Here is a 14,293-nt window from a genome sequence, read left to right as displayed (position 1 = left end):
CCGCCGCTTTCAGGGTGCGGAAGGCAGTTCATGGATCAGACGCAGCGGGCGGTGCATCAAACGGCCCATAAGTCGGCCCACAAATCGGCAAAGCCGACATTTTCCGAACTGTTCACGCCGAAACTGGTGACGGTCTGGCGCGAGGGCTACACGCTCGCAAACTTCAAGGCCGACGCCATCGCCGGGCTGACGGTCGCCATCGTCGCGCTGCCATTGTCGATGGCGATCGCGATCGCCTCGGGCGTGACTCCGGAGCGCGGCCTCTACACCTCGATCATTGGCGGATTCATCATTTCGGCGCTCGGCGGCAGCCGCTTCCAGATCGGCGGTCCGGCCGGTGCCTTCATCGTGCTGGTGGCCGCGACGGTTGCCCGGGTCGGTATCGATGGCCTGCTGCTGGCAACGATGATGGCAGGCGTCTTCCTGCTCGCCATCGGCTATCTCCGGCTCGGCACCTACATCAAGTTCATTCCCTATCCGGTGACGGTCGGCTTCACCGCCGGCATCGCCGTCATCATCTTTTCAGGACAGATCGTCGAATTGTTCGGGCTGAAGCTTGCCGGCAGGGAGCCGGGACCGCTGGTGCCGAAGTTGATCGCGGTCGGTGAGGCGGCCGGCACCATCAACCCCGCGGCGACCTTCGTGGCGGTGTTGACCATCGTCACCATAGCCGGCCTGAGGCGCTGGCGGCCGACTTGGCCCGCCATGCTCATCGCCATCGGGCTGGCATCGCTGGCCGTGGCGCTTCTTTCACTGCCTGCCGAAACGATCGGCACCCGCTTTGGCGGTATTCCACGCAGTCTGCAGATGCCTGCCTTGCCGCCGATCAGCCTGGACAGGATGGTCGCCGTGCTGCCGGATGCCATAGCCTTTGCCCTGCTCGGCGCGATCGAATCGCTGCTGTCGGCGGTGGTCGCCGATGGGATGACGGGCCGGCGGCATCGTTCCAACTGTGAACTGGTGGCGCAAGGCTTTGCCAACATCGCGTCCGCCCTGTTCGGCGGCATCTGCGCCACCGGCACCATCGCCCGCACGGCGACCAATGTGCGGGCCGGCGCCCACGGACCGATTTCGGGCGTGGTCCACTCGGCCATCCTGCTGGCGCTGATGCTGGTGGCCGCGCCGCTCGCCAGCTACATCCCGCTCGCCGCTCTTGCCGGCGTGCTGGCGGTCGTGTGCTGGAACATGTTCGAGAAACAGGCCTTCGCCACGCTGTTGCGCGCTTCTCGCGGCGACGCGCTGGTGCTGATGGCGACCTTTCTGCTCGTCATCTTCCGCGACCTCACCGAAGGGATCGTCGTCGGCTTTGTGCTGGGATCGATCCTGTTCATCGACCGCATGGCCAAGAGCATTGCGGTCGAGGCCGATCAGCCGCTGGTGCGGGAGGACGAGGCCGACAGCACCAGCGTCTACGATTCCAGCGAGGCGACCGACGCCGACACCGTCGTCTACCGCATCTCGGGCGCCTTCTTCTTCGGCGCCGCGTCGACCGTCGGCACCGTGCTCGACCGCATCGCCGACCAGCGCAAGAACTTCATCCTCGACTGCTCGGCCGTGCCATTCTTCGATTCGACGGCGGCCAATGTCATCGAGGGCGCCGCGCACAAGGCCAAGCGCGCCGGTGTCCGCTTCATCATATCGGGTGCCGCGCCGCAGATCCGGCGCATGCTGATCAACCACGGCGTCAAGCGTCCGCTGGTGACCTATGCCGCTTCGATCCGGGACGCCCGGGCGCAGCTGAAAGGAAAGCTGGAGGCGGAGTAGGCAACCAGGATTTGCTGGCCGGTGGCCGCTTTGTGCAAGGTGTCCGCCGGTTGAACGCCAACTTTTGATCCTGAGTTGGCTCACGCAAGGCGCGACGTGAGCGACCGCTTTGCGCCGCATGCGTTTCGGACGTTACGGTCAATTTTGCCGCAGCCTGAAAGCGGACATTGTCGGCACCACTGTAGCGGTCGGGGTTGTGCCTTGAGAGGCATTCGTTCGAGGACCGGATGAAAAACGGACGCCCAACGAGGAACTGCGCCGCATGCTGATGGGCCACACTATCCATCGGCCCAAATATGGTGAAGGCGGCGAGATGGAAATGTGGCGGAACGAGCTGCTTAGATCGCGCTGACGTTCAAGCCCGTGACCGTCTGAATGAACCCAAGGCAGGACTACCTTCCAAGGCGATGGCAGCCAAGGTGGGCTAGTGACAAGAAAATGCCTACGCCGCGTGTGCTGGCACAACACACATGGAAGTCGATCTCAACCAAAGCGAGTTTTTACGCTGCCGCCGATGATTAGGCGCATCCCCTTTTCTTTATTTACTTAAACGTATACAAGTTTATCTTGCAACGCAACGCTTAAGGGGGGCTACAATGGACATGATAAATCGACGTGCAGCGCTGACTCTCGGGGCCGCTTTCGCGGGCGGGGGTATTGCATTGGCAAATGGCAGCCAAGGCAACGCAGCCCAGCCATCTCCAGTGTCGGTACAGGACAGCGCAGTGCTTTTCTGGAACGAAGTGGCACTGAAGCTGAACGCCCTGGACCATAGCTTCACAGGCGACAACGCAAAAGATCTCCCGCGCGCTCCCGGGCCAGTCGCATCAGCGAGAGCACTCGGCGTCATTCATGCCGTCATCGCGGATGCACTATTCACGGCAGATCCGAGTTCCGGGTTCAAGCCGTACTTCGTTAAAGGCATCGGCCCGGGGGATGTTGACAAGGACCTTTTCGTTGGCGGTGCGGCCGCGGCGATAGTGTTCTACATCTACGACACAGGAAGCCACGCCGCTCTCATCAAAGACAGCGAGAACGAGTTCATTCGAAACTTCCGTGGTCCCGACGGCGTGAACAACAGAAGGAGTTGGGAAGCCGGCCGATTCTTTGGCAATCATCCCGACTTTCATGCGCTCTTTAATGGTCCCGAAATCCTCCGGGCAATTCATCCGACTGAGATCAAAGACTATCAACCCGCCAAAGGCTTCCACCAGCCGGATCCTTATCATTGCGGTCAAGGATATTACGGTCAGATCTACGCAAAGGTGATCGATCCCATCATCATCACCAGGGAAGACGTGGAGAAGACTTTTCTTCCTCCTGAGCCACCGGCTACCACGTCTCAACAGTGGAAAGACTCCCTGGAGGACGTCAAGAAGGCAGGCCAGTTGTATCTGAAGCCGAACGCGGGCACCGACCAGCCAAAATACGAAACTGATCAGTTGGAGGTGGGCTACTTTTGGGCATACGACGGGCCGCGCTTTCTCGGCACGCCTCCGCGATTCTACAATAAAATAATTCGCGAAATCGCGATCGCCGACGGCATGGACGAGGCTTGGATCGCCCGCCTACTGGCGCTCTGCAATCTGGCGATGTCGGATGCCGGCAACGTCGCATGGCATGCTAAATACGAGTGGAAGGTACCGCGCCCTGTGATTGGGATCAGGGAAGCGCCGCAAGCAGAAGGAGGCGACCCAACGTGGAGACCGCTCGGCGCGCCCAAGACCAACAATCGTCTCCCTGGGGCCGGCATCGCGTTTGTAGCATCTGAAGCCTCAGCTGACGCGGCGCCGTTTGCCGAGAAAGCAGCAGCGGCCGCGACTTCATCGCTCGATGCTCTTCAGGACAGGACGGTCCAAGACGTATTCCTTGGAAGCGGACTAGGCGGCGCAACGGTTCCCGTTTCCGGTGGAGTCGGATGCGAGCCAAACCCGGACCTGAACTATGTTTTGGGCGCGTTCACGCCCAACTTCCCCGCATACCCGTCCGGCCACGCAACATTTGGCGCGGCTGCATTCCATGTCCTTAAGATGGTGCGCAAGGATAGAAAGCCGGCTGAGGATGAAAATATGCTGCCAACGATCAACGGAGCGGGGATCAAGCATGTGTCTGACGAACTTAATGGTGCGTCGATCGACAATCTAAGGTCATCAGCTCGCGAGTTCATCTGGCGGGAATTTGCCACTATCGACAAGATCATCGAAGACAACAACCGTAGCCGGGTCGTTCTGGGTGTCCACTGGGACTTTGATGCTACCGCGGGCGCGGTGGCCGGAACAGAGGTCGCCAAAAAGGTCGTCGATACGGCCTATAAAAAATAGCGAAAATCCTTCTTTGACACAAAGGCCGCCGTCCGGCGGCCTTTGTGTCAGGCACTGGACTGTCGACAAGGGACCTCGGGCCCGCGCAATTGTTTCGGCGGATCGGTTCTCCCGGACTGGTGGCAATCGTTCGAAGGGCCGCGCCTCTACTTCTCCAGCAGATTCATGCCTGCGCCCTTGCGGGCCTGGGTGAATATGATTGCTGAAGGTTGGTCGGGTTCCCATCCGAGCGGGCGCAGATTCTGAAAACAGGCGCTCATCTCAATGTCTGGGTTGGGCCTATCGAGCCTTCATTGTGCCCTTGGTTAAAGCCGCAACGAGGTCGTGAGCCGAACGGCGGCTTTAACTGGTCCCTCGGCAATAACCGGGCGGACAGCAAACGGCCCCAAAGGCGACATCAAAATATCTGCTCGGCAATGTCCGCTATTGGCACTTGGCGCAAGGTCGGCCGATCCGGGGGACGTCGTTTATTAGCCGCAATACGAGTTCGAGTTGGCGGTCATCGCCGACGAACGACTGTCCATCTCGAGGCTGTTGGCGAATGTCTCGGAGATCGGCTTGAGGCCCCTATGACACTCAGTCGAGCTTCAGCGCCGCAACCTCGCCCTCGTTCATCAGCGGCACATAGAGGATCGACTTGCCGTCGGTGCCGATGTCGGCGCTGCCCGGCTTGAAATGCGCCACCGCTTCCGGCGCGGCGCCGGGATGATAGCGGTAGAGCGTGCCGGTCATGTAGGCGGTGGCGTAGATGGTGTCGCCAATGGCGACGACACCATCGAGGTCGGCGAATTTCTGCGCGTCCGGCAAGGGCGAAACCACCTTGCTGGCGATGTCGACCGACAGCAGCCCGCCCGGCTCCGCCGTGCTGAAGTCGGGCTTGATGCCCTTGCCCCAGGAGGCGACGATCAGCCTGATACCATCGGCGAAGACGCCGTTGGGCGAAGCAAGCATCGCGTCCTTGACGAACAGTTCCGGCCGGTCGCCGTCGATGCGATAGATCGTGTCGGCCAGCATGTCGGTGACATAGACCTTGCCCGACGAGTCCGATGTCATGTCGTTCAGGAAGACCGCGTTCGGCACCGCGATGCTGGCGACGAGCTTGCCGCTGGCGAGATCGACAACGCGAACCTTGGTGATGTCGGCGACATAGAGCTTGCCGCCCGATATTGTCATGCCCTTGGGTGCATCCATGCCGTCGGTCCAGTGTTGGGTGACCGTCTTGCCGTCCAAGGACAGCACGCTGAGATAGCCGTTGCCGTCGGCCTCACCGGGATTGCCGACGATATTGGAGACGATGATGCGGTTGTTGGCGGCATCGAACAGGGCCGATTCCGGCTGTTCGAGACCGGTGGCGCGCCAGAGTTCGCCGGCCTGGGCGGCAGGCACTGCGGCGATGCCGATGACGGCGAGAAAGGCTGAGGTGACGAAGGTTTTCATGGCTGGTCTCCTGTGATGACAACGGAGAGCTATGATTTTCGATACTTTCCCGAAAGCCATATTACCACTAGTATCGAAAATCGATACGAAATTCCCGACAAGAGGTGCATCCCATGAACGGCCTGATCTTCGACGCGCTGAAGCGGACGCTGAAGGCGAAGGGCGTCACCTACCGCGAGCTCGCCGAACGCATGGGCGTTTCCGAGCCGACGGTGAAGCGCATCTTCCACGAGCGCAACTGCAAGCTCGACCGGCTGATGGAGATCTGCGCCGCTGCCGGCGTCGAGTTGGAGAACGTGCTCGGCTCGATGAACAGGGGGCCGGGTCCGGTCAACCACATCGCGCCGGAGATCGAGCGCAGGCTCGCCGGCCGGCCGGCACTGCTGTTCATCTTCGTCATGCTGTCGGAGAAGTTCACGCCCGAGGGCATCATGCGCTCGCAAGGCCTGAGCGAAGCCTCGATGTTCCTCTATCTGCGGGATCTGGAGGAACTTGGCCTGATCGCGCTCCGACGGGGTCTGTCGGCGAGATTGCTGGTCGAGACGCCGATCCAGTGGAATTTCGAAGGGCCGCTGCGGCCGCTGTTCGAGATGACCAACAAGAATTTCATCGGCTGGGCCATCACCCATATCGAGAACGAAGCGACCTTCGTCAGCTTCTCGAGGCGGATGCGGCCGGAGACGGCGGAAATGGTGCGGCGCGAGGCCCAGGACCTCGCCGACCGCGCCAAATTGCTGGCCCATCACGATCAGCACACCACGCCGGAGGATGGGCTGGTTGGCTACAAATGGACGTTTGCCTTCGGTGCAACGCCATTTCCCGCGATCATGCCGATCGGCCCGCACCCGCGCGATGCCGGCGCGTTCGATCGGCCCGCCGCTCCCGCAAAGGGACGCCGCCCGTTACCGGCCTGACAGCCGCGGTTCAAAAATGAAATCACATTCATGATAGAGTTCGCGCACTGATTTGCCAGACTGAAGAGGGCGGGTTTGCCGAATGCGTGACACGTCCCCGTGAAATCGAAGTGATCCTATGCCGACCGCGCCAACACTTGAACTTCGCCGCTATTCGCGCCTGAAAAATTTGCGGGCGCGCGCAGAACGCCAGGGTGCTGCATTGCAGTTCTGGGCCCGTACGGCATCGCTCGCTGTGATCTCCTGCTTCTTTTCATTGATCAGCCGCTGGGATGCTTCGCTGCTCTTCGTGCTGGCGGGCCTCGTGCTGTTCCAGCTCGTCGGCCTGATCCAGTTTCTCTTTGCGCGCCGTCGCACGGCGCGATGGTGGATCGGTTACCTCGTCGGTACGCTGGACATCATTCTGTTGACCGTTCTGCTGGTAACGCCCAACCCGTTTTCCCTGGAGGTCGCACCAGCCGCGATGCAACTGCGCGAGGGCAGCTTCAAATTCCTGCTGATTTTCGTATGCCTTGGCGCGCTGACCCTTTCGACACGATTGGCGCTCTATCTCGGCGCGCTCGCGGCCTTGACATGGGCGATCGGGGTGGGATGGGTGATTTCTCATCCGGGAACCGTCATTCCGGCGACGAACCTCTATTCGCTGCCGGTGACAGAGCGACTGAACCTCTATCTCAACCCCAATTTCGTCGATACATTTGCGCAGGCGACCAACGTGTTGGTTGTGCTGATTATCGGCGCGATCATGGCGCTGGTCGTCTATCGTTCCCGACATTTGTCGGAAGACTATGTCAAGGCAGAGCGCGCCCGCGCCAATCTCGCCCGGCATTTTTCGCCCAATGTCGTCGACCAGCTCGCCACCGATGACGAGCCCTTCGGCCCGGTCCGCCGGCAGGATATCGCGGTGCTGTTCGCCGACATCGTCGGCTTCACACACTATTCCGAGGATCATCCGGCCGAAGCAGTGTTCGAACTTCTGCGTCAGTTCCACCGTCGCATGGAACAGGTCGTTTTCGACCACAATGGCACCGTCGATAACTATATCGGCGATTGCATCATGGCGACATTCGGGGTTCCGCAAGCCAGCCATGACGACGCGACTCGGGCCATTCAGTGTGCTGAAGCGATGGTCGCCGCTCTCGAAGACTGGAATGTCCAGCGGGTGTCCAGGGGATACCCGCCGCTGGACGTTCGGATCGGTGCACAATATGGCGCAGTGGTCATCGGCGCGGTCGGCAGCGAGCGCAATTTGTCCTTCGCGGTGGTGGGCGACACCGTCAACGTCGCCAGCCGTTTGCAGTCGCTCTGCCGTGAGCTTCAGGCGAATATTTGCTTTGGGTCACGACTGATTGAGGCCGCGAAGGCGGAATCGCCCACGACACAGTTGAATGCGCGCGATCATGGACCGGTGAGCATCCGCGGCCGGGACGAACCAGTCCATGTCTGGGTCGAACACAGAGCCGAAAACCAGGGTGCTATTGCGGTTTCGGCGTGATATAGGCCGCCATGTGAAACGCCTGCACCTCGGCTGGCTAGCGGTAGGCCGCGCCATAGGGGCCATCACGTGTCCGAGGCGATTGCGCCAGCCTTTGCGGCTGCGGCGTCTGTGCTTGCCTTGTCGTCCCAGACCATCTGCCGGTAGTCGAAACCATATTCCAGCGTCGGCTTGACGATGCGGAAATAGGGCGACAGGTCGAAATCGCGCGGCGTGTACAGTGAGTGGTGGCGGATGTGCAGGATTTCCTTGCGCGAATAATTCGACTGCGCCGAAGCGCGGCCGGGCGCACGGGTGATCTCGGGCAGGATCGGATAGCGGATCTGGCCATAGGCCTCGGCGATCAGCGTCGAGCAGATCGCCCGCGTCGGGTCGCCGGAGCCGAAGGCCAGCATGCGGCGGCGCCAGCGCACCGGCACCGGTGGCGTCGGGAAGAAGAACCGCAGCATGTCGAAAATGTTCTTGAGGTCGTATTTAAGGCCGAGCTTGCTGACCATGAAGGCGACGACCTTGTCGCGGTCCTCCGGTGTCAGCCCGCTCGCCCGGCAGATGCGGGTGTTGTAGGTGCGATAGCGCGACAGGGGCACCGCCACGCAGCCTTCGCCGAGCGTGACCTCGATCAGCCGCCGCCTCTCCGTTCCGTCCTCCGGTTCGGCCAGCGCGTCGCCGACATAGAAGGCCGCATGCGACCAGGTCGACTGAGTCAGGTATTTGATCGCCGCCGAGATCTTCTGGTTGCCCTCGATCAGCAGGATGTCGCCGGGCTCAAGCGTGCGGCGCAGCGTCTCGGCATCGGATGGCGTGTAGGGTTCGTAGCCGGAAGACTCTTCCTGCAGCCGGCCGGCGAGCCAGCGGCCAAGTCGATCCAGAAGCGTGTTGCCGGGCTCGGTCATATCCTATGGCGATTAGCATAGGCGGGCAGCCGGGCGCCAGCCGCATGTCGGTCAGCTGACCGTCGCGTCTTCCGGCGGCGAAGCCAGATCGTCGCGCGCCTTGCGCGCCAGTTTGCGCGTCGAGCGTTTGGGACTGTCGCCGAACAGTTCGGCCGCCTCGGCCAGACAGCTCTTCTTCAGCTGCTTCTCCGACCGCTTCAAAAGCTTGCCTAGAAGCTTGGTGTCCTCGTGCGGTCCGAGCGGACGCCCGTCGGCCTCGAGCAGGTCGCGCATGACGAACACATCGTGCAGGTCGCCCAGCCGCTCGCCCAGTTCGTCGACCGCCTTGCGCCGGACCTTGATCGGTGTCGGCCACAGCCTGCCGAGCAGCGACAGATGCATGCCGTGGGTCTTGGCCGCCTTGCGCAGATCGTGGAAATCATTGGCTTCGCCGCGCGATCCGGCCTTGTCCAGCGCCTTTCTGGCGCGACGCAGCGTGGCACGTGCGCCTTCGGCAAGCACGTCCGCGGCCTGTTCCGGCTGGTCGGGCAAGACGAGGCTTTCGATCCGCTTGAGGCCTTCCTCGCAAGCGGCGGTCGCCGCGCCGATCGCCGCTTCGAGTCCGCTGCCTTCGTGCAATTCATGCTGGTGGGCGATCAGCCTGTCGCGTGCGGCGGTCAGCCCATCGTCGGCGCTCTCCTTGGGAAAGCTTGCCGCCAGCCGGTCGATGGTCTCGATCAGCGCCGTCGCTTCGCGCGGGCCGGCAAGCAGCCCCGCCACATTGCGGTAGCACTGGTTCTCTGTCTCGCAGAATGTTTCGTCTCCGGAACGAACAAGGCGCAGCAAGGCACGCGCGCTCTTCAGCCGCTTGCGGCATTTGTGCAGCGCCTGCTCCGGCCTGCTACGCGCGGCGTCAAGATGATGCAGAGCCTTGCCGATTTCCTCGGCAAGGATACGCCTGACCTCGTCGGTCAGCGGCAGGCGTGGATCGATGCGAAAGCTCATGCGGCGATCTCCGGTATCCCCCCGAGGGCGAGCGACGCGTTGTAGAATTTCTGCTCGCCGGTCACTTCACGGCCGAGCCAGTCAGGCAGCATTTCGTCCGGCACGTCCTCCGGCGTCTCGAGTTCGGCGACCACAAGTCCCGCCAGCGGCCCGCCAAAGACATCGACTTCATAGAGATAGCCGCGGTGCCTAACATGGTGACGTGTCTTCTCGATGACACGTCCGAGGGCGAAGTCCAGCATCTCCATCGCCTCCGACAGGGGGATCGAATATTCGAACTCGTCGCGCTCGCGCGCCTTGCCGCCGAATTTGAGCGTCAGCTTGGCGGAAGTGCCGTCACTGATGCGCACGCGCACCGTGCGCGCGGGGCCGGCGGCGAGATAGAACTGCAGGATGCGGATATCCGCCTCGGCCAGTTCCAGCCATGCGGTGCCGGAAACCAGGAATTTGCGTTCGATTTCCTTGCCCATGGCCGCGCACTAAAGCGGTTGCCGCCGTTCATGGCAAGACAATGTACACAGTTTGGTGCTCACGGATTGACTTTAATCAATCGATTGATTAAATAGAGGTCATGACAAAGTCGTCCGACCCCAAAAGCCCTCGCCGCGAGCCCACCGAGATGACGCGCGCCGCTCTTGTGCAGGCGGCGCTGAAACTGTTCGGCCGAAAGGGTTTTGACGGCACCTCGACGCGCGAGATCGCCGCGGAGGCGCACGCCAATATCGGCTCGATCGCCTATCATTTCGGCGGCAAGGAGGGTCTTCGCACCGCTGCCGCCGACTTTATCGTCGAAACCATCCAGACGGTTGCCGGCCAGGCGCTCGGCAATATGCAGGCAACCGCGACGGGCAGTCCCGAGGCGGCGCAAATGCAGCTCTTCGCGGCTCTGGAACGAATGGTCGGCTTTGTCGTGGCAAGTCCGCAGGCCGGCGAGATCGTGCAGTTCCTGTTGCGCGAGCTCTCCCATCCGACGGCAGCGCTTGACCGCATCTATGACGGCGTTTTCGAGCCGACGCACCGCCGGCTGTGCCAGCTCTGGGAACAGGCGACGGGCGAGCCGGCCGAAAGCGAGGCTGCAAGGCTTACCGTGTTCACGCTGATCGGCCAGGTCATCTATTTCCGCATCGGTCGCGAGGCGGTGATGCGCCGCATGGGCTGGCACGACATCGGCGCCGCCGAGGCCGCCAAGGTGGTGGCGGCCACATCGGGCAATCTCAAGGCCATACTGGCTGCCCGGAAGAGGCAAGGATGAAGAGGCAAAGACCATGAGCTTTTTGTGTTCGCTGCCGCTCGCCGCGCAGCTTTTCAGCGCCTGTGCCCCGGCTGCGCCGCTGGCCGTCGGCTATGTCGAGGGCGACTATGTGCTGCTGGCGCCGATCGAGGTGGCGCAGGTCGAGACCGTCATGGTCAAGCGCGGCGATCGTGTGGTGCCCGGCACGACCGTGGTGACGCTGGAAAGTGCCGATGCCAGGATCGCGGTGGCGCAGGCCGAGGCCGGCCTCGCCCAGGCGCAGGCGCAATTGGCCGACCTGCAGATCGGCAAGCGGCCGGAAGAGATCGCGGTGCTCAGGGCGGAGCTCGACATGGCCAGCGCCCAGGCCGCCGACGCCAAGCGCAAATTCGACCGCGCCGCCGATCTGTTCAAGCGCGGCGCCGGCACGCAGGCCGATTTCGACACCGCGTCGGCGACGCTGGAGACCGCCAACGCGCAGGTCGGCCAGGCCACCGCCAACCTCGCCGTCGGCGGCCTGCCGGCCCGCCCGGAGACCATCAAGGCCGCCGACAATCAGGTCAAGCAGGCGCAGGCGACGCTGGAGCAGGCGCGGTGGCGGCTATCGAAGCGCGTGCTGGCAGCACCCTCGCCAGGCCGCGTCAACGACGTCATCCGCAATCCGGGCGACACCGCCGGCCCGACCGCGCCGGTCATCTCGATCCTGCCCGACGGAGCGGTAAAGCTCAGCGTCTACATTCCGGAGAGCGCCTTCTCCTCGGTCAAGGTCGGCACCTTGCTCGGCGTCCATTGCGACGGCTGCGGCCCGGATGTGAAGGCACGTGTCAGCTACGTCTCGCCCGATCCCGAATTCACCCCGCCGGTGATCTATTCCTTGGAGAACCGGCAGAAGCTGGTCTACCTCGTCGAGGCGCGGCCGGAGGGCGATGCCGGCCCGCTGCAGCCGGGCCAGATCGTCGATGTCGATCTGGCGGACAGCGCAAAATGAATGTCATCGACGTCCATGGCCTGGTCAAGCGTTTTGGCGACAAGACCGTCGTCGACCATGTGACGATGACGGTCGCCGAAGGCGAGATCGTCGGTTTTCTCGGGCCAAACGGTTCGGGCAAGACCACCACCATCCGCATCATGTGCGGCCTGCTGACACCCGACGAGGGCGAAGGCACGGTGCTCGGCTTCAACATCCGCACCGACAGCCTGCGCATCAAACGCGAAGTCGGCTACATGACGCAGAAATTCTCGTTCTACGAGGATCTGACGATCGGCGAGAATCTCGAATTCGTGGCGCGGCTCTACAGGCTGAGGCCGGTCGAAGAACATGTCGCCAGGACGCTTGAAGACCTCGGCCTGGCGACGCGCCGCGACCAGCTGGCCGGCACCTTGTCGGGTGGCTGGAAGCAGCGGCTGGCGCTGGCCGCCTGCATCATGCACCAGCCGAAATTGCTGCTGCTCGACGAGCCGACGGCGGGCGTCGATCCGAAGGCACGGCGCGAGTTCTGGGACGAGATCCATCGCCTCGCCAGCGGCGGGCTGACCGTGCTGGTCTCCACCCACTATATGGACGAGGCCGAGCGCTGCCACCGCATCAGCTACATCTCCTACGGCAAGATGCTGGCCACCGGCACCGTCGCCGAAGTGGTCAGGAATGCCGGGCTGACCACGTTCGTCCTGCAAGGCCCGCGCCTCGACCAAGTCGCGGAAGTGCTGCAGGGGCGCCCCGGTGTCGACCAGGTGGCGCCGTTCGGCGCGACGCTGCATGTCGTCGGCTCCGACAAAAAGAAGCTGGAGGCGGCACTCGCCGATATCGAAAAGCAGCACAAGGGCGTGAAAGTTTCGCCTGGTGAAACCAGCCTCGAGGATGTCTTCATCCAGTTCATGTCCGGCTCGAAGGACAACATGGCATGAACAGCGTCTTTTCCTTCGCCCGGCTTGGCGCCCTGCTGATCAAGGAGTTCATCCAGATGCGGCGCGACCGCATCACCTTTGCCATGATGCTCGGCGTGCCGCTGATGCAGCTGGTGCTGTTCGGCTACGCCATCAACAATGATCCGAAAAGCCTGCCGGCGGCACTCGTGGCAACAAGCAGTGACCCCTACACGCGGGCCATGGTCTCGGCGTTGCAGACCACGGGCTACTACCGTTTCGACCATGTCTCGCAAAGTGCTGCCGATGCGGAGTTCCTGATGTCGCGTGGCGATGTCGCCTTCGTCGTCACCATCCCCGCCGACTTCGCTCGGCGGGTCGAACGCGGCGACAGTCCGCGGATCCTGATAGAGGCCGACGCCACCGATCCGGCCGTCGCCAGCGGCGCCATCTCGACGCTCGGCACCGTCGCCAGCCAGGCGCTGCTTCGGGCGCGCGGCATGCAGGAGGCGGCCGCCGAGGCGGCGCTTGGCCAGCTCGAAGTGGTGGTGCACCGGCGCTACAATCCCGAAGGCATCTCGCAATACAACATCGTGCCCGGCCTGCTCGGCGTCATCCTGCAGATGACGATGGTGATGATGACCTCGATCGCGCTGACGCGCGAGACCGAGCGTGGCACCATGGAGAACCTCTTGGCGATGCCGTCGAGCCCGCTCGAGATCATGCTGGGCAAGGTGCTGCCCTATCTGGCGGTCGGCGCCGTTCAGGTGGTGGTGGTGCTGGCGGCGGCGAAGCTTCTGTTTGCCATCCCCTTCACCGGCTCGATATCGCTGCTGCTCACCGCCGTGCTGATCTTCGTGCTGGCGCTGGTGCTGCTCGGCTACACGATCTCCACCATCGCCCGCACGCAGATGCAGGCGCTGCAGCTCACCTTCTTCTTCTTCCTTCCGTCGATCATGCTGTCCGGCTTCATGTTTCCCTATCGCGGGATGCCGGGCTGGGCGCAGATGTTCGGCGAGATCCTGCCGCTGACGCATTTCCTGCGCATCATCCGCGCGGTGATGCTGAAGGGCGCCCAACTGCCGGCGGTCGCAACGGAGATCGGCTGGCTGTTGGTGTTCGTGGCATTGTTTGCCGGCGTCGCACTGGTGCGGTTCAGGCGGACGCTGGATTAGACGCCGCGTGAGCGTCAGGTGCTTTTGCAGCGCGGAAGTCTTGGAAGCCGGCGGGACAGCACCTCCCTCTGGCCTGCCGGCCATCTCCCCCGCAAGGAGCGAGATCGGCTGTCATCTCGGCTTTCGCCGATCGCCACCGTTGCAGGAATAAGCTGGGCGTTTGAAATTGCCAATCTCCCCCTTGCGGACCCTTGCGGGGGAGATGCCCGGCAGGGC

12 protein-coding genes are annotated in these 14,293 nt (G+C 62.7%); 8 read left to right on the top strand and 4 right to left on the bottom strand.

Going from position 1 to position 14,293, the window contains the following annotated elements:
- Positions 1-30 precede the first annotated feature (30 nt).
- The gene (locus NKH02_RS17950; protein WP_352872432.1) at positions 31-1,764 is read left to right on the top strand and encodes a SulP family inorganic anion transporter; all 1,734 of its coding nucleotides are present in this window, start codon (positions 31-33) and stop codon (positions 1,762-1,764) included.
- Positions 1,765-2,360: 596 nt separating this feature from the next.
- Entirely contained in the window at positions 2,361-4,085 is a 1,725-nt protein-coding gene (locus NKH02_RS17945) for a vanadium-dependent haloperoxidase (protein ID WP_352880403.1), read from the top strand.
- Between the two features lie 576 nt (positions 4,086-4,661).
- Here the strand turns inward: NKH02_RS17945 and NKH02_RS17940 are convergent.
- The gene (locus NKH02_RS17940; protein WP_352880401.1) at positions 4,662-5,522 is read right to left on the bottom strand and encodes an SMP-30/gluconolactonase/LRE family protein; all 861 of its coding nucleotides are present in this window, start codon (positions 5,520-5,522) and stop codon (positions 4,662-4,664) included.
- Between the two features lie 113 nt (positions 5,523-5,635).
- On the opposite strand from NKH02_RS17940, the gene NKH02_RS17935 reads away from it, so the two are divergent.
- The gene (locus NKH02_RS17935; RefSeq protein ID WP_352872419.1) at positions 5,636-6,436 is read left to right on the top strand and encodes a helix-turn-helix domain-containing protein; all 801 of its coding nucleotides are present in this window, start codon (positions 5,636-5,638) and stop codon (positions 6,434-6,436) included.
- A 118-nt stretch (positions 6,437-6,554) separates the two neighbouring features.
- Positions 6,555-7,931: an adenylate/guanylate cyclase domain-containing protein gene (locus NKH02_RS17930; RefSeq protein ID WP_352880399.1), complete on the top strand. Its 1,377-nt coding sequence runs from the start codon at positions 6,555-6,557 to the stop codon at positions 7,929-7,931.
- 65 nt (positions 7,932-7,996) lie between these two features.
- On the opposite strand, the gene NKH02_RS17925 is transcribed toward NKH02_RS17930, so the two are convergent.
- From NKH02_RS17925 to NKH02_RS17915, 3 genes are read right to left on the bottom strand one after another with little or no spacing between them, the layout of a single operon-like run.
- The gene (locus NKH02_RS17925; RefSeq protein ID WP_352872416.1) at positions 7,997-8,824 is read right to left on the bottom strand and encodes a YiiX/YebB-like N1pC/P60 family cysteine hydrolase; all 828 of its coding nucleotides are present in this window, start codon (positions 8,822-8,824) and stop codon (positions 7,997-7,999) included.
- Positions 8,825-8,875: 51 nt separating this feature from the next.
- Positions 8,876-9,808 (bottom strand): CHAD domain-containing protein, encoded by a 933-nt coding sequence (locus NKH02_RS17920; protein ID WP_352880397.1) that lies wholly within the window; start codon positions 9,806-9,808, stop codon positions 8,876-8,878.
- A complete protein-coding gene (locus NKH02_RS17915) occupies positions 9,805-10,278 on the bottom strand; it encodes a CYTH domain-containing protein (RefSeq protein WP_352872412.1) in 474 nt (157 codons plus the stop codon). Before NKH02_RS17915 ends, NKH02_RS17920 begins: the two co-directional genes overlap by 4 nt.
- A gap of 101 nt (positions 10,279-10,379) precedes the next feature.
- Here NKH02_RS17915 and NKH02_RS17910 point away from each other — a divergent pair, with 101 nt between their 5' ends.
- Genes NKH02_RS17910 through NKH02_RS17895 form a run of 4 tightly spaced genes read left to right on the top strand, consistent with a single transcriptional unit; the run spans position 10,380 to position 14,077 of the window.
- Positions 10,380-11,060 (top strand): CerR family C-terminal domain-containing protein, encoded by a 681-nt coding sequence (locus NKH02_RS17910; RefSeq protein ID WP_352880395.1) that lies wholly within the window; start codon positions 10,380-10,382, stop codon positions 11,058-11,060.
- 13 nt (positions 11,061-11,073) lie between these two features.
- Positions 11,074-12,027, top strand: coding sequence for an HlyD family secretion protein (locus NKH02_RS17905; RefSeq protein WP_352880393.1), 954 nt, complete (start codon positions 11,074-11,076; stop codon positions 12,025-12,027).
- On the top strand, positions 12,024-12,944 hold the full coding sequence (locus tag NKH02_RS17900) for an ABC transporter ATP-binding protein (protein WP_352880391.1): 921 nt from the start codon (positions 12,024-12,026) through the stop codon (positions 12,942-12,944). The genes NKH02_RS17905 and NKH02_RS17900 overlap by 4 nt, the downstream gene beginning before the upstream one ends.
- Positions 12,941-14,077 (top strand): ABC transporter permease, encoded by a 1,137-nt coding sequence (locus NKH02_RS17895; protein ID WP_352880389.1) that lies wholly within the window; start codon positions 12,941-12,943, stop codon positions 14,075-14,077. The genes NKH02_RS17900 and NKH02_RS17895 overlap by 4 nt, the downstream gene beginning before the upstream one ends.
- Positions 14,078-14,293: the final 216 nt, after the last annotated feature.

Source organism: Mesorhizobium sp. M1396, assembly GCF_040317725.1.
Lineage (GTDB): Bacteria > Pseudomonadota > Alphaproteobacteria > Rhizobiales > Rhizobiaceae > Mesorhizobium.
This window is presented reverse-complemented; position numbering and strand designations above follow the sequence as displayed.

Bases quoted from the DNA above. Each gene is read 5' to 3' on its own strand.
- NKH02_RS17950 (WP_352872432.1), top strand. From the start codon at position 31: ATGGATCAGACGCAGCGGGCGGTGCATCAAACGGCCCATAAGTCGGCC.
- NKH02_RS17945 (WP_352880403.1), top strand. From the start codon at position 2,361: ATGGACATGATAAATCGACGTGCAGCGCTGACTCTCGGGGCCGCTTTC.
- NKH02_RS17940 (WP_352880401.1), bottom strand. From the start codon at position 5,522: ATGAAAACCTTCGTCACCTCAGCCTTTCTCGCCGTCATCGGCATCGCC.
- NKH02_RS17935 (WP_352872419.1), top strand. From the start codon at position 5,636: ATGAACGGCCTGATCTTCGACGCGCTGAAGCGGACGCTGAAGGCGAAG.
- NKH02_RS17930 (WP_352880399.1), top strand. From the start codon at position 6,555: ATGCCGACCGCGCCAACACTTGAACTTCGCCGCTATTCGCGCCTGAAA.
- NKH02_RS17925 (WP_352872416.1), bottom strand. From the start codon at position 8,824: ATGACCGAGCCCGGCAACACGCTTCTGGATCGACTTGGCCGCTGGCTC.
- NKH02_RS17920 (WP_352880397.1), bottom strand. From the start codon at position 9,808: ATGAGCTTTCGCATCGATCCACGCCTGCCGCTGACCGACGAGGTCAGG.
- NKH02_RS17915 (WP_352872412.1), bottom strand. From the start codon at position 10,278: ATGGGCAAGGAAATCGAACGCAAATTCCTGGTTTCCGGCACCGCATGG.
- NKH02_RS17910 (WP_352880395.1), top strand. From the start codon at position 10,380: ATGACAAAGTCGTCCGACCCCAAAAGCCCTCGCCGCGAGCCCACCGAG.
- NKH02_RS17905 (WP_352880393.1), top strand. From the start codon at position 11,074: ATGAGCTTTTTGTGTTCGCTGCCGCTCGCCGCGCAGCTTTTCAGCGCC.
- NKH02_RS17900 (WP_352880391.1), top strand. From the start codon at position 12,024: ATGAATGTCATCGACGTCCATGGCCTGGTCAAGCGTTTTGGCGACAAG.
- NKH02_RS17895 (WP_352880389.1), top strand. From the start codon at position 12,941: ATGAACAGCGTCTTTTCCTTCGCCCGGCTTGGCGCCCTGCTGATCAAG.